26 protein-coding genes and 2 pseudogenes are annotated in these 22203 nt (G+C 34.8%); 17 read left to right on the top strand and 11 right to left on the bottom strand.

Annotated features, from left to right (window positions below; genetic code table 11):
* Positions 1-12: 12 nt before the first annotated feature.
* Positions 13-1335, bottom strand: coding sequence for a M1 family metallopeptidase (locus ABC382_RS09670; protein ID WP_312505334.1), 1323 nt, complete (start codon positions 1333-1335; stop codon positions 13-15).
* A gap of 290 nt (positions 1336-1625) precedes the next feature.
* On the opposite strand from ABC382_RS09670, the gene ABC382_RS09665 reads away from it, so the two are divergent.
* Both ABC382_RS09665 and ABC382_RS09660 read left to right on the top strand, forming a co-directional pair.
* Positions 1626-1844: a flavin reductase family protein gene (locus ABC382_RS09665; protein WP_312505336.1), complete on the top strand. Its 219-nt coding sequence runs from the start codon at positions 1626-1628 to the stop codon at positions 1842-1844.
* Positions 1838-1963 carry a tyrosine-type recombinase/integrase gene (locus ABC382_RS09660; protein ID WP_313470774.1) on the top strand — a complete coding sequence of 42 codons (126 nt, stop codon included), beginning with the start codon at positions 1838-1840 and terminating at the stop codon, positions 1961-1963. Before ABC382_RS09665 ends, ABC382_RS09660 begins: the two co-directional genes overlap by 7 nt.
* Positions 1964-2234: 271 nt before the next feature.
* On the opposite strand, the gene ABC382_RS09655 is transcribed toward ABC382_RS09660, so the two are convergent.
* On the bottom strand, positions 2235-3113 hold the full coding sequence (locus ABC382_RS09655) for a DMT family transporter (RefSeq protein WP_312505338.1): 879 nt from the start codon (positions 3111-3113) through the stop codon (positions 2235-2237).
* A 119-nt stretch (positions 3114-3232) separates the two neighbouring features.
* Here ABC382_RS09655 and ABC382_RS09650 point away from each other — a divergent pair, with 119 nt between their 5' ends.
* From ABC382_RS09650 to ABC382_RS09640, 3 genes and pseudogenes are all read left to right on the top strand, one after another.
* A complete protein-coding gene (locus tag ABC382_RS09650) occupies positions 3233-4090 on the top strand; it encodes a LysR family transcriptional regulator (protein WP_322610345.1) in 858 nt (285 codons plus the stop codon).
* A gap of 183 nt (positions 4091-4273) precedes the next feature.
* A pseudogene (locus tag ABC382_RS09645) lies at positions 4274-4789 on the top strand (DUF2785 domain-containing protein); the annotation flags it as partial.
* Positions 4771-4890: pseudogene (locus tag ABC382_RS09640) on the top strand (integrase); the annotation flags it as partial. The pseudogenes ABC382_RS09645 and ABC382_RS09640, both read left to right, overlap by 19 nt.
* Before the next feature lie 218 nt (positions 4891-5108).
* Here ABC382_RS09640 and ABC382_RS09635 read toward each other — a convergent pair.
* The gene (locus ABC382_RS09635) at positions 5109-5618 is read right to left on the bottom strand and encodes a DinB family protein (protein ID WP_322610346.1); all 510 of its coding nucleotides are present in this window, start codon (positions 5616-5618) and stop codon (positions 5109-5111) included.
* A 348-nt stretch (positions 5619-5966) separates the two neighbouring features.
* Between ABC382_RS09635 and ABC382_RS09630 the strand changes: the two genes are divergently transcribed.
* From ABC382_RS09630 to ABC382_RS09620, 3 genes are read left to right on the top strand one after another with little or no spacing between them, the layout of a single operon-like run.
* Positions 5967-6506 carry a sigma-70 family RNA polymerase sigma factor gene (locus ABC382_RS09630; protein WP_312505344.1) on the top strand — a complete coding sequence of 180 codons (540 nt, stop codon included), beginning with the start codon at positions 5967-5969 and terminating at the stop codon, positions 6504-6506.
* Positions 6507-6517: 11 nt separating this feature from the next.
* On the top strand, positions 6518-7186 hold the full coding sequence (locus ABC382_RS09625; protein WP_412926771.1) for a DUF4179 domain-containing protein: 669 nt from the start codon (positions 6518-6520) through the stop codon (positions 7184-7186).
* Positions 7171-7620 (top strand): DUF5643 domain-containing protein, encoded by a 450-nt coding sequence (locus ABC382_RS09620; RefSeq protein ID WP_412926770.1) that lies wholly within the window; start codon positions 7171-7173, stop codon positions 7618-7620. The genes ABC382_RS09625 and ABC382_RS09620 overlap by 16 nt, the downstream gene beginning before the upstream one ends.
* Positions 7621-8093: 473 nt before the next feature.
* Here ABC382_RS09620 and ABC382_RS09615 read toward each other — a convergent pair whose 3' ends face one another.
* Positions 8094-8240 (bottom strand): YrzI family small protein, encoded by a 147-nt coding sequence (locus ABC382_RS09615; protein WP_274796140.1) that lies wholly within the window; start codon positions 8238-8240, stop codon positions 8094-8096.
* 782 nt (positions 8241-9022) lie between these two features.
* Here ABC382_RS09615 and ABC382_RS09610 point away from each other — a divergent pair.
* Entirely contained in the window at positions 9023-9958 is a 936-nt protein-coding gene (locus ABC382_RS09610; RefSeq protein WP_322610348.1) for a DNA/RNA non-specific endonuclease, read from the top strand.
* A 675-nt stretch (positions 9959-10633) separates the two neighbouring features.
* Here the strand turns inward: ABC382_RS09610 and ABC382_RS09605 are convergent.
* Positions 10634-11362 (bottom strand): DUF981 family protein, encoded by a 729-nt coding sequence (locus ABC382_RS09605; protein WP_274796142.1) that lies wholly within the window; start codon positions 11360-11362, stop codon positions 10634-10636.
* Positions 11363-11585: 223 nt separating this feature from the next.
* Here ABC382_RS09605 and ABC382_RS09600 point away from each other — a divergent pair, with 223 nt between their 5' ends.
* Both ABC382_RS09600 and ABC382_RS09595 read left to right on the top strand, forming a co-directional pair.
* Complete coding sequence (locus ABC382_RS09600) at positions 11586-12137, top strand: TetR/AcrR family transcriptional regulator (RefSeq protein WP_274796143.1); 552 nt, start codon at positions 11586-11588, stop codon at positions 12135-12137.
* A 54-nt stretch (positions 12138-12191) separates the two neighbouring features.
* A complete protein-coding gene (locus tag ABC382_RS09595) occupies positions 12192-12611 on the top strand; it encodes a MarR family winged helix-turn-helix transcriptional regulator (RefSeq protein WP_322610349.1) in 420 nt (139 codons plus the stop codon).
* 165 nt (positions 12612-12776) lie between these two features.
* Here the strand turns inward: ABC382_RS09595 and ABC382_RS09590 are convergent, their stop codons facing one another.
* Entirely contained in the window at positions 12777-13775 is a 999-nt protein-coding gene (locus tag ABC382_RS09590) for an acyltransferase family protein (protein ID WP_322610350.1), read from the bottom strand.
* Between the two features lie 238 nt (positions 13776-14013).
* Here ABC382_RS09590 and ABC382_RS09585 point away from each other — a divergent pair, with 238 nt between their 5' ends.
* From ABC382_RS09585 to ABC382_RS09570, 4 genes are all read left to right on the top strand, one after another.
* A complete protein-coding gene (locus ABC382_RS09585) occupies positions 14014-14265 on the top strand; it encodes a phage holin (protein WP_274796150.1) in 252 nt (83 codons plus the stop codon).
* A gap of 81 nt (positions 14266-14346) precedes the next feature.
* Positions 14347-16428 carry a DUF2339 domain-containing protein gene (locus ABC382_RS09580; RefSeq protein ID WP_322610351.1) on the top strand — a complete coding sequence of 694 codons (2082 nt, stop codon included), beginning with the start codon at positions 14347-14349 and terminating at the stop codon, positions 16426-16428.
* A 283-nt stretch (positions 16429-16711) separates the two neighbouring features.
* The gene (locus ABC382_RS09575; protein WP_322610352.1) at positions 16712-17464 is read left to right on the top strand and encodes a prepilin peptidase; all 753 of its coding nucleotides are present in this window, start codon (positions 16712-16714) and stop codon (positions 17462-17464) included.
* Positions 17465-17496: 32 nt separating this feature from the next.
* Positions 17497-18219 carry a gamma-glutamyl-gamma-aminobutyrate hydrolase family protein gene (locus tag ABC382_RS09570; protein WP_274796153.1) on the top strand — a complete coding sequence of 241 codons (723 nt, stop codon included), beginning with the start codon at positions 17497-17499 and terminating at the stop codon, positions 18217-18219.
* A 109-nt stretch (positions 18220-18328) separates the two neighbouring features.
* Here the strand turns inward: ABC382_RS09570 and lexA are convergent, their stop codons facing one another.
* The gene (gene lexA, locus ABC382_RS09565; RefSeq protein ID WP_004232118.1) at positions 18329-18946 is read right to left on the bottom strand and encodes a transcriptional repressor LexA; all 618 of its coding nucleotides are present in this window, start codon (positions 18944-18946) and stop codon (positions 18329-18331) included.
* Between the two features lie 165 nt (positions 18947-19111).
* Between lexA and yneA the strand changes: the two genes are divergently transcribed.
* Complete coding sequence (gene yneA, locus ABC382_RS09560) at positions 19112-19426, top strand: cell division suppressor protein YneA (protein ID WP_312505368.1); 315 nt, start codon at positions 19112-19114, stop codon at positions 19424-19426.
* Positions 19423-20088 (top strand): YneB family resolvase-like protein, encoded by a 666-nt coding sequence (locus ABC382_RS09555; protein ID WP_312505370.1) that lies wholly within the window; start codon positions 19423-19425, stop codon positions 20086-20088. The genes yneA and ABC382_RS09555 overlap by 4 nt, the downstream gene beginning before the upstream one ends.
* A gap of 40 nt (positions 20089-20128) precedes the next feature.
* Here the strand turns inward: ABC382_RS09555 and def are convergent, their stop codons facing one another.
* From def to ABC382_RS09535, 4 genes are all read right to left on the bottom strand, one after another.
* Positions 20129-20701 (bottom strand): peptide deformylase, encoded by a 573-nt coding sequence (gene def, locus ABC382_RS09550; RefSeq protein ID WP_274796156.1) that lies wholly within the window; start codon positions 20699-20701, stop codon positions 20129-20131.
* Positions 20694-20885, bottom strand: coding sequence for a helix-turn-helix transcriptional regulator (locus ABC382_RS09545; protein ID WP_274797284.1), 192 nt, complete (start codon positions 20883-20885; stop codon positions 20694-20696). The genes def and ABC382_RS09545 overlap by 8 nt, the downstream gene beginning before the upstream one ends.
* A gap of 90 nt (positions 20886-20975) precedes the next feature.
* Positions 20976-21395, bottom strand: a complete 420-nt coding sequence (locus ABC382_RS09540) for a DJ-1/PfpI family protein (protein WP_412927257.1) — start codon at positions 21393-21395, stop codon at positions 20976-20978.
* A 115-nt stretch (positions 21396-21510) separates the two neighbouring features.
* Positions 21511-22041: a GNAT family N-acetyltransferase gene (locus tag ABC382_RS09535; RefSeq protein ID WP_312505374.1), complete on the bottom strand. Its 531-nt coding sequence runs from the start codon at positions 22039-22041 to the stop codon at positions 21511-21513.
* Positions 22042-22203: the final 162 nt, after the last annotated feature.

The raw sequence follows: 22203 nt of genomic DNA, 5'->3' as shown, positions 1-22203 counted from the left end.
AAATATTAGTTTTTATTTTTCTTGTTCTAACCAACCCTCAAATAGGGTATCATCTTTTAAATCAAAATAGTATTTTACGAATCTCACAAATTCTCTAGTATCAACTTCTTTATATCTATAAAAATGGTAATAGCTTCTTAAAAATTTTTCAGCTTCTTTAACCTCCCCATTATCTTTAAATAATTCCCATAACTTTCTAGCAGATTTTCCATAGACATAGGAACTCATGTTGGATTCATATTGATCGAGAGGTAAATTTACTGGTAATTCTAAATTAGGATCTGGTCTGTACATTGAATTATAATCTTCAGCTTCTTTCAATTTCGCAAGTTTGAATAAACTCGCTGCAAATACTGCGAAACCTTCATCTAACCATGCATCACTATAAGGATCGTTGCTAACGATCCCATAAAACCATTGATGAGCAATTTCATGTATCACCATATTTTTTAGCTCTTGAGAATTACTAGGACCAGTATTATAAATCGAACCAACTGTAACTATTCCTGGATACTCCATCCCCATTCCATCTACTATAATATCAAATTGTTTGAAAGGATAAGGCCCCATAATTTCTTCAAAATAGTTTATTGCAGCTATAGCCTCATCTGCTATTTCTCGATATAGTTTTTCTTTATTTTCATTAAATCCAAATACTCTAACGGAAGGGCCCCCATCATTTTCCACAAGTATAGGATCTTTTAAAATAGCGACAAATATTTCCTTTATATTTTTTACTTCAATGGAACCAACGTTTGAACTCGGAAAGACTTCTTTATCAGATGAAGATACAAAGGTGAAACCTTTCGGAATATCGTATGTTAATTTAAAATTACTAAATCCAGTATGGTAAGTCTCTCCTCTATCTTGGTAAGACTCCTTGTTCCACCGAGAGTTCCTATATGTTGCAAGCATTGGGTAAAATTGAGCTAAATGAAAATTACCATTATTACTCTTTGTAAATCTTAAGCCTTGTTCAGGAAAGGTGAGTTCATAGGAAAAATAAACTTTAACTTCTTGATAAGGTTTCAACTTATGGGGAAGTTGAATATTTAAAGTATCTCTTTCTAATGTGTAAACGACTTTTTTTCCATCAATAGATATGTTATGAAAATTAACCGTAGAGGGATTTTCCAGCTCGGGTGAAACACTTTTTGTAAATATATTTGGTATAAAATAGAAAGTTAATTGTTCCCAATCATCGGTAGATAAATTTTTGATTAAAGCAGTTGTTTCTAATTGCAAATTTTCGTTCTTATCCATTGTTAGTTTAATGTCATAATCACTAGAATTTCCGGGATTTACTCCTTCAGAAATAAATTCTTCTCTATCCACTTTTTTAGTAACCGTCGATTCCAAAATACTACCATGTTTATTTAACCTCCAAGCTGCGAAAAATACACATATTAAGACTAAAAATATGATAATTATTTTCTTCTTAATAACTTCCCCCTCCATTCAACGTAACAATAAAAATAAAACCCCACTATATGAATTTACTAAAAAGTTTTTAAATTTATACATATTTCTTGGGCTTAATAGTTACTACGTTTCTCTACTGAAAATGTAGAGCCTACAATTACAGGAGAAATTGTTAAAATCGAAAATGTGCTTAATTAACGAAAATGCATGAAACATCCATAGAATTTGCACCAGATATAGATGAGTTTCAAGAGTCCGGCTTAACACCTGTTGCCAGCTCGAAAGTGTTGCCATATCGAGTGAAAGAAAGTCCCATACAAATGGAATGTGTGTTGGAGAATATGCTAACATTTGGGGAAGGACCGGGATTATCGAACCTCGTTATTGGTCGTGTAGTTAAAATACACATCGAAGAATATTAAATCGTGCTAGTATAAAAAAGAGTATACTTCCGCATCAATTACGACACAGCTGTGCAACGCATATGATTAATAACGGTGCGCCAAATGATGTCATTCAAAGTTTACTGGGTCATGAATAAGCGGAAAGCTAAGACAGGACTTTTATTTACAGTAGATTCTTTTAAAAAACTTTCATTCAATTAAGACACTCATGTAGACATGGGTGTTTTTTGTTATAGGTCCATTATCTTGAAAAACCTTTGTGCAAAAATAAAATTTATTTCTTTTAACAGTTATACTTAATAGTGAAGTAAGTAGCCAAGATTTTTGTTAGGTTTTAAAGAATAATTCACTTCAAGAAATAACTCGATATGCAACTTTTTTTAATTTTTTCTTTGATATTTAGACGAGCTATGTTTTTCCATGTTGTCGTTTTTTCATTGACTGGCTAATGAACGTACCTGCAATAACGAATAAAGCACCCACGTAATGGTAAACAGTAAGCATCTCATTTAAGAATATTGCCGATAAGATGTAACCGAAAATAGGTGTTAGAAATAAAAAATTATTTGCTCTAACAGCATCAAATTTAAGCAGGTAAAACCAAAGGATCATAGCAATAATAGAAGTCATAACAACCTGCCAAAATAGTCCGATCAAAAAATATGGATCAAACTGAATATAAAAATCCGGCTCTAATAAGAAAACAAAGGGGATTGCTATTAAACTGCCGAAAATAATTTGCCAGGTATTAACGACAATTTGAGGCAGATTCAGTTGTATTTTACTATAAAACACACTTCCAATGCCCATGGATAATACTCCTACTCCCAGAGTAATTAGCCCAAATAATGTGGCATTCAATGATTCTAAATAAGGAATAATAGCAATCATGATTCCAAATGCAGAAATGGCCATTCCTAGAATTTCTTTTTGTCCTATCTTTCTATGAAGAAAAATGGAGGCAAGAAAAGCTACAATAAATGGATTTATTGTAATAAATAAATTAAAAATTGTGGAATCCACATACGCAAGGGATAGGAACGAGCAGCCAACATAAAGAGTTGTATTTAAAATACCAAGTATTATTAAATTTGCCCATTCCGACCCTTTAGGATATGGATAGTTTCTGAAGATATATACGAACAAAAACAGTATAACTCCTGCACATAGCAATCGTACAGAAGCAAAAATCAAAGGGCTGGCTGAAAAAAGACCTATCTTAGTGGCGATTGCTCCACTCGCCCAAATAAAAGCATAAAATATCCCTACTTTATTTATTTTCATCATTTATCACTGCCTTTATGTAATATAGCTTCAAGTATAAGTATTTGCATTCAATTAATAAAATTGATAATTTGAATTATATCCATCATGTTTTCTGATGGATTGGAAGGAGGAATTGGTTAATGGAAATACGCCATTTGAAAACTTTTAAAACGATAGTTGAAACTGGTGGATTTACAAAAGCTGCAGACAAACTAGGATATGCACAATCAACGATCACTTCACAAATTAAATCCCTTGAAATTGAACTCGATCAACCACTTTTCGATAGAATCGGTAAACAAATCATTTTAACAGAAACCGGAAAACAACTATTACCCTATTCCAATAAAATGCTTCAACTTTACAAAGATATAAAAGAAGTCACTTCCGTAAATGGAGAGGTTGGTGGAGATATTGTTATTTCGGCCCCTGAAGCATTATTGATCTATCGTTTTCCACCGATAATTAAAGAATTTAAGGATAAATATCCAAATGTAAATATTGAATGGCATCATTTAGATCCATTGAATTTTAAAGAAGAATTAACTACTGGGAATGCAGATATCTCGTTTTTATTGGGAAATGAATTAAATGATGTAGACATACTGACAGAAAAACTTTGGGATGAACGGATGATGTTTTTGTATCCGAATGATTTTGATTGGAATAATACATGTAGCAATTTACTTTACACAGAGAAGGGGTGCAGCTATCGGTTTCTGTTTGAACAGTTTATTCAGGAATATAATATTCCTTCAAAATCGACAATTGAATTCTGGAGTATTGAGGCCATTAAACAATCAATAATCAGTGGACTTGGAATATCCATGCTGCCATACGTTACGGTGGAAAATGAGCTTAGTGAAAAAAATTTATCGGGGATGGAGTATCAAACCGGTGGTAAAATTGCTACTTATTTGATGTATCATAAGAACAAATGGCTGTCTCCTGCGGTCAAAGCGTTTATTGAAATGGTTAGAAAACATGTACAGCGATGACTGGAAAACCAGTTTGTTCAACAAACGGGTGCGTTTATTTAGAAACACGTCTTTTTCTTTTAAAGGGCCATTTTTCTGAAATAAGGAAAGCATCTTTCTTCATAAATAGTGACACTTTATGGAACAAATAGGTAACTTAATTAACCTTTATCCGTCTAACAATCCGGGGAGGGATAATTTGGGTTTACAAGGACGTTTTCTGCCTTGCCTATCGCTTTGATTATACAACGCCGCAGACAAAATCCAGTTTTAAATCAAGAAGAAATTGAGCAATTAATGCAAGCAATGCTCCGTTATTACAATGAGGAGAAGGATCTGCGGGGTTACCTTTCAGTAGGAGGCTGGGCTCACGGCGCATCTCACGGTGCAGATGTTTTTGTTGAGTTGGTGCAGTGCGAGGAAAGCAGCGTTGCGATGCTACGAGGTTCTTGTCGCTATTTCTGGCATGCTACTTACTGGAATACATATTTTTAGTGATGAAGATGATGAGCGGTTGGTCAATATCGTGGATACGATGATTGACAAAGAGTTACTGCAACATCAAGAAATTGCTGATTGGATTAGCTGCTTAGCGCAATGCTACGATTGGCCGAGAAGTCGCTGTCAGGTGATTGCTCGCGTGAACAGCAAGAATTTTTACACAGTCTCTATTTCAGAAGGGGACAGATAGCCGGGGGAAAAACGGTGCGCCAATTGATGGAATTCAAAGTTTACTGGGTCATGAAAAGAGTCAGACTACAAAGATATACACTCAGCTAAGCGGAAAGCTAAGACAGGATTTATACAGTAAATACTTTTAAAAACTTTCATTCAATTAAGACACTCATGTAGAAATGGGTGTTTTTTTGTTATAGGGCCATATAATTGAATAAGAAATTATATAAAATAGGAATTTATAAATAGAGATAGCGTCAGGAAAACAGTGGATTTATAACGCAAAGGAAGTTTCACTATTAAAAAATCTAATTTCTCAGTATTAAAAATGAGAAATTAGGTTTTTTCATTAATAGAAAGAGACTTATAAGTATTTATCACTAATCACTTTCATATGGTGTAACTCGTGCCCGGCAATGCCATATGCAATGGTACCTACCGAAACTGGGCTGTTCATTACAGTTCCATTACGAACCCACGCAGCTTCATCAATAGTTGAAATCAGGCTTAACGTATTGGAGCGTACCATGTCTAAACCAGCTAGTAACTGTCCCCAAGATAATTTGTTGAAGTTTGCCGCAGAAACGTATTGATCTTGATCCATTGATGGGAGTGATTCACCTTCATTTCGTGCAATGGCAAGCATTCGATACGACATCACACGTTCCGAGTCGGTCATATGCCCAATCACTTCTTTTAAAGTCCATTTCCCTGGTGCGTACGTCTTGCTTGCAAACTCCTCTGATACGCTGTCTAAGAGGCTAAGGGTCTTAGTTCGTTGCTTACTCAGTATTTCTTCAATATCTCCATCTGGCACAAGACTAACATACCTATCATGCTCTGGATTTTCAATAAATAATGGTCGTGGACGCACAAGAATCCTCCTCATCGGAATAGTTAATTATGGTTGTAGGGTAATATTCTACTTTCGAGAGGATATTTCCTTTATTTAATATTTATTTTCATTATCTTTTCGAAATTATCTTCAATAATCGGGCGCATTTCTTTAATAAGGAATGTGTCTTTTTCCATTTAAGGGCCAGATTGTTGAACAATACCTTAAAAAATTGGATTTTTATCTTAGAGTATAGATAAGATTGTGAAGGATTGTAGGTTTTCAAATTTAACATTTATGTTATTATTTTTTTCTTTTGTGATAGATTTATCGTATTCATTTCGTATTACATAATAGGTACCAATATTCATTGAGCGGGGTGAACAATTGAAAATTACAGAGAACAATGTTGTACAACACATACAGAAAAAAAATGAAAAAGCAATTCCTTTTATTATTAATCAGTATGGTGGTTTACTTACAGCAATCATTAAACGTCATTTAAATTACCAGCAGCAAGATTATGAAGAATGCCTTGATGATGTTTTATTATCGATATGGAATAATATTCATTCCTTTGATCCTAAGAAAAATTCATTCAAACATTGGATTGCAGCGATTGCAAAGTATAAAGCAATTGATTATCAAAGAAGACAAATTACCATACAAAATCAGCAATTTTTAGTTTCAGAAATTGATGATTGCTTGGTAAAAGCACAACAACCATCAGAAGAAAATTGCGTTGAGGAACTCCTTGAGCAATTGTCAGCTGGTGAGCGGAAAATCTTTGAAAAATACTATTTAGAAGGAACCCCTTCAAGTGAAATAGCAAAAGAATTTGATGCGAAAGAGTCTTGGGTTTATAACAAGCTTTCCAGAGGACGTAAAAAGCTTAAAAGTATTTTAGTTCAAAAAAATGGGGTGTGAGGAGTGAGAATATGTCTATTTATAAAGATTTAAATGATATGAATATAGATTTGGAACAGTATGAAGAACAAAACCTTACAAACTTCGAAAAAAAGAAATGGGAAAAGCGTATATTGAAAAAAATTTGTAAAGAAAAGCCATCTCACGTAAAGAAATATTTAGGAGTTACAGCAACTGTAGCAATGATTTTTAGTTTGATTATTGTTACAGGTTTAATTTCACCAACGATGGCTGCGACGATGAAAGAAGTGCCTTTATTATCATCTGTTTTTAAATTTACAGGGGATCTTGGTTTACACGCCGCAGATGAAAAGGGACTCTCAACAAAATTGAATACAAGCGCTACGCATGAAGGCTTTACATTAAATGTAACAGAAGTAGTGTATGACGGTACACGGGTTGTAATTGGGATTGAACGCCATCATATAGAAGGTGAATATTCAAAAGAAAGTTTATCAGATCAAATGAGTAATATTGAATTTTTACTAAATGGTGAACCACTGAATGACACCAATTTTAGTGGTGTTTTTGGACAACCAAGTAAGGATAATAATTCCGTAATTCTTGAATTTGCACATTTGAAAAACCAAGGTGGAAGTCCTTTTCCAAAGCAATTTAATTTGACATTATCTGCTACAATAACTGGGATTCTGAACCTTTTAAAATGGATATTCCAGTGAGTGATATTGGTAACTATGTAAACCTACAACCTAATATAAGTAGAAAGTACAAGAATAATCAGTTTACTATTGAACAAATTATGCTAACTCCTATTACAACTAGTATTACGACAAGAATAGCCTTGCTTGATAAATCAACTTCTGTAGATTTCCGGGAAGGAATAAGTATCGAAGTTTATGATGAACAAGGGCATGAACTAAAACTAATTCATGGCAATGGTAGACGTGAGACAAATAAAGGAAATAGCGATCTCATTATGGATTTACGGTTACATCCATTTGAAACTTTACCAAAAGCTATTACGATCAAACCATATATCCATCTTTATAATGACTACCCAAAAGGAACATATCAAGAGGATGAAAATGGTGACCCAGTCATTCAATACATTCCAGAACTAGAAATAACAATACCAATTAACTCACAAGAATAAAAAAGTACAGAAAGTGTGGCAAAGCTCACCTTCTGTACGAACTAATCAATGAGTACTTTGCATAGCGTATTTAGTTAGTTATCCCATTAAAGGGCGCTGTTTTTGCGCTACATGGATGGATAACGGGGCAGAATAATGGAATTAAGAAAAAATTCCTAAATTTAATTTTAGTATCGAGGAATTACACTTTTTAGAATTAGAATTTCCCTAACATTGTAATTCCGCATTTTCTTAAACTACATCAAGTTGTATGTGTAAAATATCGCTGAAAAAAGTGCAGAATACCTTCTGAAGCAACCCGTCCTAGGTTAGAACGGGTTAGCTTTACTGGTTATAAAATTAAATAGCTATATTGTCACTTTATATTACTTCATCTGGTGGTTGTGTCTTTCTCCAGCCATAAAACTGCATGTCGTCTTTTAATTAAATAAATCATTTCAATTCCCACCTTTCATGTTTTTTTAAGAACAAAATTAAAATTGACGAATACGAATATAATTTTCTACTTTTCTTCGGTTCTCTTCAAAGATTTTTTTCACGTATTCATCATGAAGTGCTTTCTCAAGAGAGATCTCACGTTTTGTAATGGTTATCGTGAGAGCAAAAATGTTTAATATCATTTATTATCACCTCCTTAAATTACCACAAAAAAACCGTAGAGAGACTCCCCTACGGTGAAAAAAGGCACAAAAATACCGCAGGGGCACACTTCTCCCTGCGGTATGGGTATGCTTAAATATAAAAAACCTTAAGCGATCCATTCCGATCTGGTCGAATGTGTGTGTTTCATTTTTACTGAAGTTGTAACTACCAATGACATCAATTTAACGATAACGATCATTTCATTCGACCTCCTTAAGAATTTTTTGATTACTTTGTAATTATATCCATCTTTAAGTTGTTTGTAAACATCTTTTACTAAGTTTCCCTGATTTAGTTAATGATGACTAGAAAAACTCTTTGCTACTTACCTTGTAGTAAAGAGAAGATATAGAAGACTTAAAGCCAAAAAACATAATTATTATTAAGACAGAGATTTCAGAAGTCGTTTAGAATTTTTAAGGCTTGAGAATTTTTAGTACTTAAAGTAAAGGGTGGCTTTTTAAAGGGTAATTTTGATGTCCTTTACTCGAATTTTTTCTCGTATATTAATCTTAATTAGAGTTTTATTTTGATTTTCTTTTAGTTTTGTCTTCGTGAAATCCCCTAGTTAGAGTTCTTTGTTGTTTTTACTAAAAATTAAATTGTTTTTATTTGAATTTAACACTACATATCGAACTAAGTATCTACTGTGATAAAATTAATATTGTAATATACTATTATAAATAGGTTAACAATGTTAATTTATGTTTTAATCAAAAATCTCTAGAAAATTTAGTGAAAAATTAGAAGGAGTCCTAAAATGAAAAAGAAAATAAGCTATTTAATCTTACTACTAACTGCCATCTTTATAGTTGGTTGTACTAACGTAGAAGATGCATCGAATACTGATGGAAAAGCTGATTTACAAGAAGTAACAACAAAAAATAGTGATAAAGAAAAAACTACGACTGAAAAACAAGTAGTAGAGGAAACATCAACTCAATCAAAAGATTCACTGTTCAAAGGTTACAAACTAATTGAAGTTGACGGTGGTGATTTGTCTGGACATCGCGAACCTAACGTGGTCGTAGACATTGGTTTTGGGGATCGAGAGTATTGGTCCTTTACGAATGAACACGGGCAATTAGTCCGTGTCATTGCAAACAAAATCGTTTTACAAGATGATCGTACCGAGCCTGTAACATCGTCTGGCAGATACTACGCTGATGAAGCAAAAGTACCTGGTGTTGAAAGAACAGATTTAGATGAAGGACATATTATTGCAGATTCTCTAGGTGGGGTATCAAATGCTTATAATATTACCCCACAAAATAGTACGCTTAACCGCCATGGTGATCAAGCATATATGGAAGACGCTATTCGTAAAGCTGGTGGAGCTACAAATTTTGAAGCAATAATCACATATCCTAATACGGAAACGCAGATTCCTTCTCATTACAAATACACTTACACTTTAAAAGGGAATAAAATTGTAGATGAGTTTGATAACGGTAACCCAGATGAAATAAATAAATCTCTTGGATTAACTGAAAGTAAATCAACTAAGTCAACCAGTTCTAATAAGTCCAATGCTTTGAATGGAACTAAAGATATTTCTAGCATTGATACAGATGGAAATGGTCAAGTAACGATTAAAGAAGCAAAAGCAGCAGGTTATAGTATGCCAATAACGAGTGATCATTGGTTATATCCATATATGCATGATAATGATAACGACGGTATGGTAGGGGAATAAGCACCTAGAACCTAAGGCAAAGAAATTGATCACAGATATAGAAACAATCGAGGCTCTTGTTAAATAAGCTGTTCTGTTCTTCTTGAATTAACGGAGCCGACGATTGTTAAGTAAATAACAACAAAATAAAAGCGGTCCTTTAAGAAAGAAATCGTTACGAAAGAACAAACGTGGCATGGAGAGTATATTCACCAGCTAAACTATATGTGGTGCCAAAGAATTCGAATATTCACGAAGCGGGGCGTGTAGGGATGCTGAATGAAAATCATCCATTGTTCTTAAGAGATGGTTTTACTATAGTGAATTTCGAAAATGAGACAATCAAGAGGGCGATCTTAATAATCTGTATCTTTTCTTCTACAAAGTTCACTATATGAGCCAGTGGACAGGTATGGAGGGCTACAAGAGTAGTTTTGTTGACAGCTATGGACATACGTTTAATCTGTAGGAAGGTGACGTTATCTTCTATCATGCCGATCCATCTTCATTTGACGATTTTAATTCGAGCGTTACCCACTATTAAGAGAATAAAATAATGAAAAGCTTAGGATTTAGTTCCTAAGCTTTTATTATTCGGTTGGGCAGGTGCCCCGTAACGGGTGAGTTTTTTGTTGGGGGAGAATTCCTAACTGTAGAAAATTCACAACCAAACTTTATTATAAAGCTATATCAATACTATTTAGGCATTGTATTTACGATCAAACCAATATGTGTAAAGTAATTCATTGCTCCAAATAAAACAAAGGCGATACCTGCTACTGTCCAAAGGAATTTAATAACTTTAGCAAAGTTTGGATTTGCGTTTTTGTTTAAGGCAAAAGGAAATAATACTGCTCCAATCCCTATAATCGCAAATAATCCTGACATAAAAGTTGCCTCTAGCATTGGGTAATCCGCAAAGGCGCCTGATATTGGTTCTTCTGGTGGAGCTGCGAATAGTTGGAATCCGATACCTGCAAATGCGATTGAAATAAGTGCTAGCCCCATTGCCGCAGCAAAATAAGATAATGGTTTTATCAAATATGGCAATTCCTTACTTAAAGTATTGGAAACTATTTTTGAATCGTTCATATTTATACCTTGTTTTAAATATAGATTAGATTTTCTCCATAATAAGACTGATACAGCCAGAAGCAGAATGCCAAAAGCTAGTGAAGTCTCACCGAATATAATATCATCAAATGGGAAGCCAATCTTTGACAATGGCCAAGTAAGGGTCATATGAGCTCCTGTTAGTGTTAATATAAACCCTGGTATTCCAAATCCTATTGCCCAACCTTCTAGTTGTCCCACTTTTTCTTTAGCTAAATGGGAACCAAATCGAATAATTAGTAATAATCCAATCCCAGCTGATACTGACATGATTGTGTTATAGACAGCTGTAACTGACCAATCGATAATCATATAAAAAACTCCTTCTTAATTATCTTGAATTCAAGATATTTTAATTGCAAATAAATTCTATTCCCTTGTCACAAATTTGTCAACAAGATAACAGCAAATTACTTTATTTGCATTGCAATTGAATTTTAAGTCATAATGAACAAGATCAAAACCAATAATTTTATGGATTTGTTGTTTATACAACACATTTAAGATTTTGTTGAAAAAATAGGAGTGGAAACATATGACGCAATCGAAGACGGACCTTCGGGTTTTACGTACTCGTAAATTAATTATGGATTCTTTCATTGAACTTTCAGGGAAAAAGGAATTTAAGGATATTACCATAAAGGATATTACAATAGAAGCCATGATTAATCGTGCAACTTTTTATTATCATTTTAAGGATATATATGACTTATTGGAAAAGGTATTATCGGAGGTATTGTTAGTTAATTTGGATTGTGAATACTACCAAAATAACGAACTAAATGAAGAAGCATTAGTGAACATTTTCAAAGCAATTACAAATTTCCATAAGTCATTATCCCATCGTTGCCATAGAGGTTACGAAGATACTATTGCTCGTATTATTAGGGAACAGCTTGAAATCATATTTTACAAAATGTTGTTGAATCAACACCCTACTAAAGATAAGGAAGCCCTAAAGCTTACTACTACCATGTTAAGTTGGGGAATTTACGGAGCATCTTTAGAATGGGGAAGGAATAGTACAGTACCACCAGAAGAATTTATTAAATTGGTAATTCCTTCAATAATGTATGAGATTGATTGAATTTTTTCTATAAGGTAGATAAAATATATGCTATAGCATATAAAGAGGTGTTATATGGATTTACATGATTTATTAGGGTATCTTATTCATCGTACTGATGTAAAAATGACAAATTATTTTACTAAGGTGTTGAAACCTTATGGAATTACCCCAGAACAATGGAGTATCATTAGTGTTCTTAGTAGCCAAAGAGGCACTACTCAAAAAGAGTTGGCAGAAGCAATTGATAAAAATCAAACAACTGTTGTAAGAATGATACATTCAATGGAGAGAAAGAGTATTGTAAAAAAGGTTTTTAATGAGCAAGACAGACGTTCGCATTATCTTTTCCTAACTGAAAAAGGTGAAGAGATAAAAAAAACAATTCTTTCTGTAGTCAAAGATGCTCATCATGTCGTTTCGAGTAATTTAAGCAAGAGAGAAATCCAACAATTAAAATCGTTATTAAACAAATTATATGATACTCGTTACTAATACCTGACCCTATGGATATTTTGCTATTTATAAAGGATTTTTCTTAACACTATATGCTATAGCATGTAATTTTTGTCCATGGGATAGGGAAATTTAACTTCTTTCCACCGTTCTTGAAGTCAAGTTATGTTACTGCTATGTTAATTTTCCATCAAAAAAGCCTTCTCAATGTTGAGAGGGCTTTTGATGAGCTTTACCTATCAGATAGGCACTTAAAGGTACGTACGAAATGATTTTGATAAGCAGCATACAGACAAGTAAACTGGACAGGAAAAGTGAAATTACTTGAAGAGCGGTAGTAGGTAGTAATGCGCAATAAGGAGCAAGATATTCTTGGATCAGCCAGTGTATTAGAAAGATACCAAAGGAATAGCGACTTAAAATATGGAGATAAGAGAGCTTGGGCATACTTTGTGCAAACGCTAATATACAAAATGTTATAGTCAAAACGAATAACATAATATCGATTCTTCTGGATGTAATCTGCTGAGCACCTAAATAATAGTTTGCATATAAAATGGCCATTGCAAGTATAACGGAAAGGACTGTGACGAATTTATATTTGACAAGATAACGTGCTATTTTTTCATAATGACTACCAATGATATAGGCCATTGCAAAATAAGGAAGCCAACCAACAAAGAGCAAACGCATAAAATGATCATTCTGGATGAAATAGTCGAAATTCAAATTTGCAATAGTCATATAAAAAATTCCTAGTAAGAAAAAAATAGAAGTAAACCAGATACTGGATAGCTGCCATTTTTTTATGAAAAAAAAGAGAATATAAAGCTGAAAGATCGTCATGACAAACCATCCTGAAAAGTCTCCTAAAACAATATGTCGATATAATGCAATCCAAAAGTTTTCATCATAATGAAAAGCGGCGTTGGCTGCATATAAAATACCTGCAGCTACAAACGGCATAACAATAAACTGAAAACGACGCCATAAAAAAAGGGGAGGTAGCTGATTTGGGTAGCGATTAGCTAAGATCAAAATAGACAATAAAATAAAGGTTGGTGTAGCGAAACATAACAATAATCTAAAAAATTGATAGTATGGTTGATCAATATAGCCATTAATCGTTTCAATATTGGTTGTAGCATGTAATAATACAATACTTAAGCAAGCAATTACCCGCAAAACGTTCCACTCATACACCAAATCAATCACCCTCGTTTTCAGTAAACTGGGAGGCATCCAGTTATAAGATGCAACCTAACTAAATATATGTGTATGACATACGTGATAAAACCTTCCTAGCTTTCCTTCCATAAATAGTTTGGACCACAAAATATTAATAAAAAACTCTAGTAACTTAGCAAGAGTTCCATTTTTGCATATGTGTCACATAACTACTATGCATATACTGTGGCAAGAGGGGGGGAGGTGAGCTTTTATGAGAATTAACTGGAAGGTTCGTCTTCAACATATTCCATTTCTACTAGGGCTATTTTCATTGTTACTCCTACTCGCACAACAAGTAGCGGCTATTTTTGGCTATGATTTAACAGCTGCGATGAGTGAGCAAATTTCATCGATTTTAAATACAGTTTTATCCATCCTTGTGTTAATGGGTGTCATTGTAGATCCTACGACACGTGGCACAAGTGATAGTGAGCGTGCTCTAATGTATAGGAGACCGAGATAAATTAAACTAAAAGTGTAATTTTACAATAAGGATAAATATGTTATAATGTTAGAAAATTGATAAAGTAGGGAGGATGATTGAATGTCCATTGAATTGGAGCGTAGAATTGCTAAGCTCGAGGAGGAAATGGCAGATTTACGTCAGGAGTTGTCTTCACTAAAGCGTACTCAAAACACTGAAAAAATAAATACTCTTGATGCCAGACAATCGATAATCAAGCAATCAGAACCAATAAAACCAAAACCCACACTGGAGTCGAAGCCTATCCCGTCCAAAGTAACGGAAAAAGAAGTGCAACCACAGCCATCGATGGAGGAACGTGTTATGTGGGCACTTCCAAAAGTATTCATGGTTATTTTAGTGATGGGGGTCCTTTGGGGACTAAAACTTGTCAGTGATTATGGTTATTTATCGAATGGCGTGAAAATCATCCTCGCCTATGCATTATCGGTGGGATTGGTGGTCATTGCCTACGTATTGGAACGTAGAAAAGTAGGCTCTGCTGCAATGACAATTTCACTATATGGTGGGGCATTTATTGTTGGTATTTTTACAACAGCAGCAAGTGCCATTTTGTATGAAATCATCGCTCTAACACCTGCATTAGGCATTACGATTCTGTATATTGGATATGGAATTGGCATTAGTTATTTGAAGAAAAATGAAGCACTCACTATTTTTGTTGCTTTTACGTCGTTATTATTACCTTATTTACTAGAGTATATGGATTTTAGTGCCGTCATTATTTTACTATTTGTGATCGTATTGTTTGCTGCACTACAATTGGTCATTTATCAGCACAAGCAAAAGCTTGCACTTTATATAGCTACTTTCTTCTCTGTTCTAGCAGTGAGCATTGTAGCGTTTATGAATAGTGATCAGCAAGTTGTTTTTGCACTTGGTTTACTGGTGATTCTGGCAATCTTTTACGCAATTTGGTGTCTACTGTATCGTGTGCAATCAAAATGGAAGCCACTACATATAGGGCTCCAATTTTCTTTAGGCTCTTTTACTTTAATATTGATGAATCTTATTATCCGTTCGCTTGAAAATGGAGAAATACTACTCATTACCTTGATGATTTTATTTGGCGCAATAGCGTTTTATAGCTATCGTAAAAATTGGCAGGAAGTATTGGATAGTGCTGTCACGCTGGCATTTATTACACTATGTAATACCGTACTTCTAATGAATTTACCAAATAACATAGATGATTTACTTTATCCGCTCATTATATTTGCAGGTGTTATGATGAGTTTACGTATACGGGCAAGTATCATGAAGGTAGTTACTTCATTTTTCCTTGTGTTGACATTTACATTAAACTACGTCTTTCATGAGCCAAAACCATTTTTCAGCATAGATCATCTAAGTTTATTCATGCCGATTATCTACCTAATCGTCATATATTTATATGCAAGACGTCCAAAAGAAACAATTACACCATTTGAAAAGGTCATGAAGGATTTATACATCATCGATATTTTAGCAGTGGTCACAGCAGGCTATTTCTTAGCTTATATTGGCAAACTAGACAATGCTTATTTTGTGGTCACAAACGGTATTCCTTATATGATGAGTATTACATTAGCTGCACTATTTGCAGGCTCTTTACTAGTTGCCGAATCATACAAAGGGCGAGCGTTAACACCAGTTCTCGGCGCATTTTTCCTCCTATTCTCTTTGCTGATTAGCACCAAGACTTCAATGATGGATAGTTTAAATATTATCACTAGATTTGTTTATATTGCAGTCATTGTAGCCATCATCGTAGATATCTTTGTAAAAGGGCTTATTTACCGATTGTATGAAGATCTTCTAGGGAAATATGTCGATGCTATTGTAAGTTCTGGTATTGTACTCACAATGATTTCTATTTGGGGGCTGATTCAACAGTTTACGAATAATAACGTACTAGATTGGAAGCTAAGCATTGCCCTTACAACGATCACATTATTCTTGACGGCCAGTGTTTCATTATGGCTTGGTTCAAAACATCATCTTAAAACACTCCGTACAACAGGCTTTGTCATTTTGGTCATGGCGTTTATTAAGCTTATATTCTTTGACTTATCCGCACTTGATTTATTAATTAGAGCAATTCTGTTTATTACAATTGGTGGGATTGGCATGCTGTTGTCGGGTAGGTTGTTGAGGAAATAAAGAAGAAAAGAGATTCCAATGTATTTTGGAATCTCTTTTTACATTATGTTAAAATGATATCGAAACCTTACTATATTCCCCGCTTTTTAAAGTTCAACATTTCCCTAATCTTACATCATTCATTCTCTATTGTTTTTATCCAAATTTTCCATAGCGACAAGTATTTTAATAGATTCTTTAATAACCTAACAATGTTAGAAGGACTTGTTATTGAACAATACTTACATGGATAGGTGAACCATACGATTTGTATGGGCTCCTATTGGTTTAGGAGGTCAAAAAAATGGAAATGGCTTATACAATCTTTATATTTTTATTTGGGCTTGTCTTTGGCTCTTTTTATAATGTGGTAGGTTTACGCGTCCCACAGAAGGAATCGATTGTCCATCCTCCTTCACATTGTACTAACTGTAATAGACAATTAAAGATGATTGATTTAGTACCAGTATTGTCTTATGTGTTTTTAGGGGGGAAATGTCGAAGCTGTGGCTATACAATTTGTTGGATATACCCAGCAATAGAAATATGGACAGGTGTTTTGTTTGCCTTTGCTTATTGGCGGCTAGGTTGGGGCATAGAATTTATTGTAGCGCTTTTATTTATCTCCTTGTTCGTTATTAATATTGTTTCGGATTTAGCCTATATGCTCATCCCAGATAGGGTGCTTATATTCTTTTTACCATTCCTCGTTGTAGGTCGGGTACTATCGCCATTAACACCATGGTGGGATTGTCTTGTGGGTGCTGTCGTTGGTTTTGGCATACTATATGTTATTGCGGTTATATCGAATGGTGGCATGGGTGGAGGAGATATTAAATTATTCTTTTTAATTGGACTCGTTCTTGGCACAATCAATACACTGTTAACACTATTTCTGGCGGCAGTTATCGGTATGATTGTGGGGGTTATCATTTTGTTCAAGCGTAAGCAAGGAAGAAAAACACCCTTCCCCTTTGGTCCGTCTATCGCCTTAGCAGCGATCATTGTTTATTTTTATGGTGATTCATTAATCAATTGGTATTTAGGTTTTTGGTAATTGTCAATCTTCAAGAATACGGAGGGAAGCAAGTGAAACCGGTTATTGGCATTACAGCCTTTGTGGAGGATGATTTATCCGCTCATTTAAATGCTGCTTACAGTCAAAGTATTATTGAGGCGGGAGGAATTCCGCTTATTATTCCTTTAGGTGTTGAGGAGGATGCGGCTCAAATTTTAGCTCTTACAGATGGTTTATTGTTATCGGGTGGCTATGATGTGCATCCATTTCTATTCGGAGCAGAGCCATCACCAAAGCTAGGGAAAATTCATCCAGCGAGGGATACAGTTGAACTAGCTTTAATTGAAGCTGCTTTTATACGAAAAATGCCTATTTTCGGTATTTGTCGTGGAATCCAAATTTTAAATGTCGCATTAGGTGGTACTTTATATCAGGACATTGATAGTGACCATTTTAGTACGAAGTTGCTTAAACATGCACAGCAATCAGGTCGAGCTGTAGCTACCCATTATGTACAGATTATTGCAGATAATTTATTAGCAACTATTTTAGAACAAGAGAAAGTTGCTGTAAATTCATTTCATCATCAGGCTGTGAATGTTCTAGCAGAGAAATTAAAAGTAGCAGCGAAATCAAGCGATGGTATTATCGAAGCGGTAGTTCATGAAGATTTACCATTTTGCTTGGCAGTTCAGTGGCATCCTGAGGAAATGGCCATAGCAGGAGAAGAGAACGCTAAAAAATTATTTTCAGCATTTGTAGAGGCTAGCTTAAAGTTCAAAAAAGAAGCTTAGAAGGGCATAGAGTAAAGAATCCAATGCTAGTATGTGGATTCTTTTTTTGCGTAAAAAAGAGGATACATGCTCATAAGGAACATATAATCCTCGATACCTATTTTCGTAATTAATGCACACGACGGTAGAGACCAACAACTTGTCCTAAAATAGAAACTTGATCGACAATAATTGGCTCCATGGATGAATTTTCAGGCTGTAAACGGAAATGGTTTTTTTCTTTGAAAAAACGTTTTACAGTGGCTTCATCCTCAGCTGTCATAGCTACAACAATATCACCGTTATTGGCTGTTGCCTTTTGCTTCACAATGACTAAGTCCCCATCTAAAATTCCTGCTTCAATCATTGATTCCCCCATAATTTCAAGCATGAACAATTGATCTTCACTTGTGCCATACGTATCTGGTAGCGGGAAATACTCTTCAATGTTTTCAATAGCTGTAATAGGAGAACCGGCTGTAACCTTACCAACAAGTGGAACATGAATTACTTGTTGCTTTTGAATGGATTCTTCAGGCTCTAGAATTTCAATCGCACGTGGCTTTGTTGGATCTCGACGAATAAAGCCTTTTTGTTCTAATCGAGCTAGATGACCATGAACAGTGGAACTTGAAGCAAGTCCAACTGCTTCCCCGATTTCTCGTACTGATGGTGGATAGCCCTTAGCTCGTACCTCTTCTTTAATAAAAGCTAAAATATCCTCTTGTCTTTTTGAAACTTTTTTCATGAGTGCTCACCTCTTTTTTCTAATATCATTCTTCTTATTTGATAGTATAACAGAATGCGAACACGTATGCAAACATAGGTTCGAAAAGTGTTTGACAAAAACGTTTGTTCGCTTTATTATGAGAACATACATTCCGAACAAACATTCTAAAAAGGGGTTATGAACATGACATGGTTAAAGAAAAACACACATATTTCAATCTTGATGGGAGTTTGTCTACTATTTGCAGGATATCTTTACATTACTGATCCAGGACACGTTAGTTACGCTGAAATTCAAATCGAACACGGGGATAGCTTATGGTCGTTAGCAGAGCAATACCGTGGTAAAATGAGTACTGAAGATTGGATTAAGCTTGTGAAAACAGAAAATGAGCTAGCGGATATTAAAATTGTGGCAGGAAAATCTCTAGTCATTCCTGTAGTGAGTAATCAGGCCGATCCCATCAATACCATTGAAATTGCGAGAAACGAACAATGATCAATAATCAACTGTCGGCTGTTGTCTATTGCCGTGTAAGTACTGAAAAGGAAACACAAAGCTCGTCTTTAGAGCGCCAACAAGAAGAGTTACTGCGCTATGCAAAAGAGCAAGGTTATGAGGTGAAGGGCGTTTTTAAGGATAAGCACAGCGGCTACGATGTAGAACGTGAGGGCTTACTTGAAATGCTTGATTTCATTAAAGAAAAGGGGATTAACGCGCTTTTTGTACAAGATGAAACACGTTTAGGACGTGGAAATGCAAGGATGGCTGTGTTGCATTTGTTACAAAAATCAGCAACAGATGTTTTCTCTATGCGTGATGCAGGACCGGTGCAACTAAACGAAATGGACACGATGCTGCTTGAGATTTTAGCGATAGTAGAGGAATACCAGCGTAGAATACATAATGCTAAAATACGTAGAGGTATGCGCCGTGCTGTAGAGAATGGCTACCGTCCTGAAAATAATTTATCGAATCGAGGTAACCCGCATGGTCAGGAGCGTAAGGAACTACCTGTAGATGAAATTGTCAAGCTGCGTAAACGTGGATTTACCTTTGAAGAAATTTCTATAACGCTTAGAGGGTTAGGTTTTGAAGTTAGTAAAGCGACTGTCCATCGCAGATTTCAAGAACATCAAGAAAGATTAGCAGGAAAATGATATAGCCTGCTAATCTTTTTTTATCTTCTGTACTTCGCTATTAATAGGAAGATAAGCTTTCTATGCTTACGTTAGTAGGTAGTTTAAAAGGGTGTTCTTTATTAATTCGATCATAAAACATAATGCCGTTTAGATGGTCGATTTCATGTTGGACAACAATTGCACCATAGCCCTGTAACTGCACGATGATTTCTTGTCCATTAATGTTATAACCTTTAACCTTAATACGTTCATATCTTGGCACAAAACCATGGACTGGTCGATTAACAGATAAACACCCTTCTCCCTCTGGTAAATAAATCATATTTACAGAATGACTGATTATTTTAGGGTTGATCAACATCATTTCATAGTCATCAAAAAATATAGCAAACATTCGTTTATCTACGCCAATTTGGTTAGCTGATAGTCCACTTCCAGGTCGAAGCTTATATTTTTTTGCTAGATTTGGATCTTGGCTATTTTTTAAATATTGCAGCATTGATAATAATGTATGTTGGTCTTCTTTTGTCACAGGGATTGTCACTTCTTGTGTTTGTTTTCGTAATAATACGGAGTCCTCTTTTACGAAATCTTTCATAGTAATCATATAATTAGGATGAAATCTATTCATAGATAAACACCTCATCAATACGACTATTGAGGACTTTAGCAATTTTAAAAGCTAACTCAAGCGTCGGATCGTACTTATCATTTTCAATACAATTGATTGTTTGTCTGACAACCCCGCATTCCTTAGCAAGAGCAGCTTGTGTTATTCCTAATCTTTTTCTCAAAACTTTGATAATATTCTTCAGATTTACCCCTCCATTTTTGTCCGAAGTATTAGACATTATTATAGCGAAAATCTTCAAGAGATGTCCAAGGAATTAGACATGTGGAGTGTTTTATTTTTCATACCAGTTGGCATTAAAATTTAGATTTAGCGCTTTCCCTAAATTAATACCGAATTGAATAAAGGCTCTACCACGTGCTGTAATGATATGGCCGTCTTGCACAAAGAGTTCGTCAGAATAATGTCGTAGATCAAAAATCCCTAACTGTCTTATTCCATCTAAAGGCAAACCAACCGTGTATTGTTTGTTTGCTAAAATTCCAGCCTTTGCTAATAAATAGGGGGAGCTAGAGATACTTGCGATAATGCCTTCTTTATCGTGGATTGCACGTATAAAATCGAATATTTCCTGTTCTTGTTGTAGGCAAGATATGTCCATGCATCCTGGCAATACAAGACTATCAATATCAGCTAAGTTCGCCTCGCTTATTAGAGAATCCACTACACAGCATAAACCCGATTCCCCGCGTATTGGTTCATTGTTTAAACCTAGGGTGATGAAGGTTTGCCCCCTTGCATTAATATAGACAAGGCCACGCTTAATTCATATTCACTAAATTGAGGGTATAATAATACAGCCGTTTTCTTCATTCACACTCTCCTTTGTTCGTCCATTCTTCCTGCAAAATGGCGTAATAAAATTCATCCCACCAATCTTCACCATGCGGTATACATTTTTTAAAAAAACCTTCACGTCGCATACCTATCTTTTCCATGACCCTATATGAAGCGATATTTTCGGGCTGACATGTTGCAATTATTCTATGAAGCTTCATTTCGGTGAAGCCATAATCTAAAACAGCACGCGCCGCTTCAGAAGCAAACCCATGGTTCTGATAAAGAGGATTTAAAACCCATCCGATTTCATAAGTATGTTCACCAAAGTATCGGTGAAAAACAATATGACCGATCACCAATTGTTGCTCTCTTAAAACAATGGCAAAATGTTTGGCTTGTACATCACTGTTTTCTATTATAAATTTTCGTACCTGTTCTTCATCGAAAACGCCTTCAGGCATGTAATGCATCACCGTTTTATCTGACAAATAGCTATAAATAGCAGGAAAATCTTTTGCTTCAAAATTTCTGATAAGTAATCGTTGTGTTGTAATATTCACGTTCATTCCCCCAATATCTATCAATTTTTTCCTTTTACTATAGTTATACACCTCTAACATCTGGAAGTCATGTGAATAATAGCAAAGAGGTGTTATTAAGGGTTGGTATAACTGCATTTTAAGGGAAACCATGCTATACTTTGCATACTGAAGTCTTTAAGA

The sequence above is a fragment of the Lysinibacillus phoenicis genome, from assembly GCF_047238325.1.
Lineage (GTDB): Bacteria > Bacillota > Bacilli > Bacillales_A > Planococcaceae > Lysinibacillus > Lysinibacillus irui.
Note: the sequence above shows the minus strand (reverse complement) of the source record. Positions and strands in the feature narration are given on the sequence as shown.

Bases quoted from the DNA above. Each gene is read 5' to 3' on its own strand.
- ABC382_RS09665 (WP_312505336.1), top strand. From the start codon at position 1,626: ATGCATGAAACATCCATAGAATTTGCACCAGATATAGATGAGTTTCAA.
- ABC382_RS09600 (WP_274796143.1), top strand. From the start codon at position 11,586: ATGACGCAATCGAAGACGGACCTTCGGGTTTTACGTACTCGTAAATTA.
- ABC382_RS09625 (WP_412926771.1), top strand. From the start codon at position 6,518: ATGTCTATTTATAAAGATTTAAATGATATGAATATAGATTTGGAACAG.
- yneA (WP_312505368.1), top strand. From the start codon at position 19,112: ATGACATGGTTAAAGAAAAACACACATATTTCAATCTTGATGGGAGTT.
- ABC382_RS09580 (WP_322610351.1), top strand. From the start codon at position 14,347: ATGTCCATTGAATTGGAGCGTAGAATTGCTAAGCTCGAGGAGGAAATG.
- ABC382_RS09605 (WP_274796142.1), bottom strand. From the start codon at position 11,362: ATGATTATCGATTGGTCAGTTACAGCTGTCTATAACACAATCATGTCA.
- ABC382_RS09585 (WP_274796150.1), top strand. From the start codon at position 14,014: ATGAGAATTAACTGGAAGGTTCGTCTTCAACATATTCCATTTCTACTA.
- ABC382_RS09555 (WP_312505370.1), top strand. From the start codon at position 19,423: ATGATCAATAATCAACTGTCGGCTGTTGTCTATTGCCGTGTAAGTACT.
- ABC382_RS09650 (WP_322610345.1), top strand. From the start codon at position 3,233: ATGGAAATACGCCATTTGAAAACTTTTAAAACGATAGTTGAAACTGGT.
- ABC382_RS09620 (WP_412926770.1), top strand. From the start codon at position 7,171: ATGGATATTCCAGTGAGTGATATTGGTAACTATGTAAACCTACAACCT.
- ABC382_RS09655 (WP_312505338.1), bottom strand. From the start codon at position 3,113: ATGATGAAAATAAATAAAGTAGGGATATTTTATGCTTTTATTTGGGCG.
- ABC382_RS09615 (WP_274796140.1), bottom strand. From the start codon at position 8,240: ATGATATTAAACATTTTTGCTCTCACGATAACCATTACAAAACGTGAG.
- ABC382_RS09575 (WP_322610352.1), top strand. From the start codon at position 16,712: ATGGAAATGGCTTATACAATCTTTATATTTTTATTTGGGCTTGTCTTT.
- ABC382_RS09610 (WP_322610348.1), top strand. From the start codon at position 9,023: ATGAAAAAGAAAATAAGCTATTTAATCTTACTACTAACTGCCATCTTT.
- lexA (WP_004232118.1), bottom strand. From the start codon at position 18,946: ATGAAAAAAGTTTCAAAAAGACAAGAGGATATTTTAGCTTTTATTAAA.
- def (WP_274796156.1), bottom strand. From the start codon at position 20,701: ATGAATAGATTTCATCCTAATTATATGATTACTATGAAAGATTTCGTA.
- ABC382_RS09595 (WP_322610349.1), top strand. From the start codon at position 12,192: ATGGATTTACATGATTTATTAGGGTATCTTATTCATCGTACTGATGTA.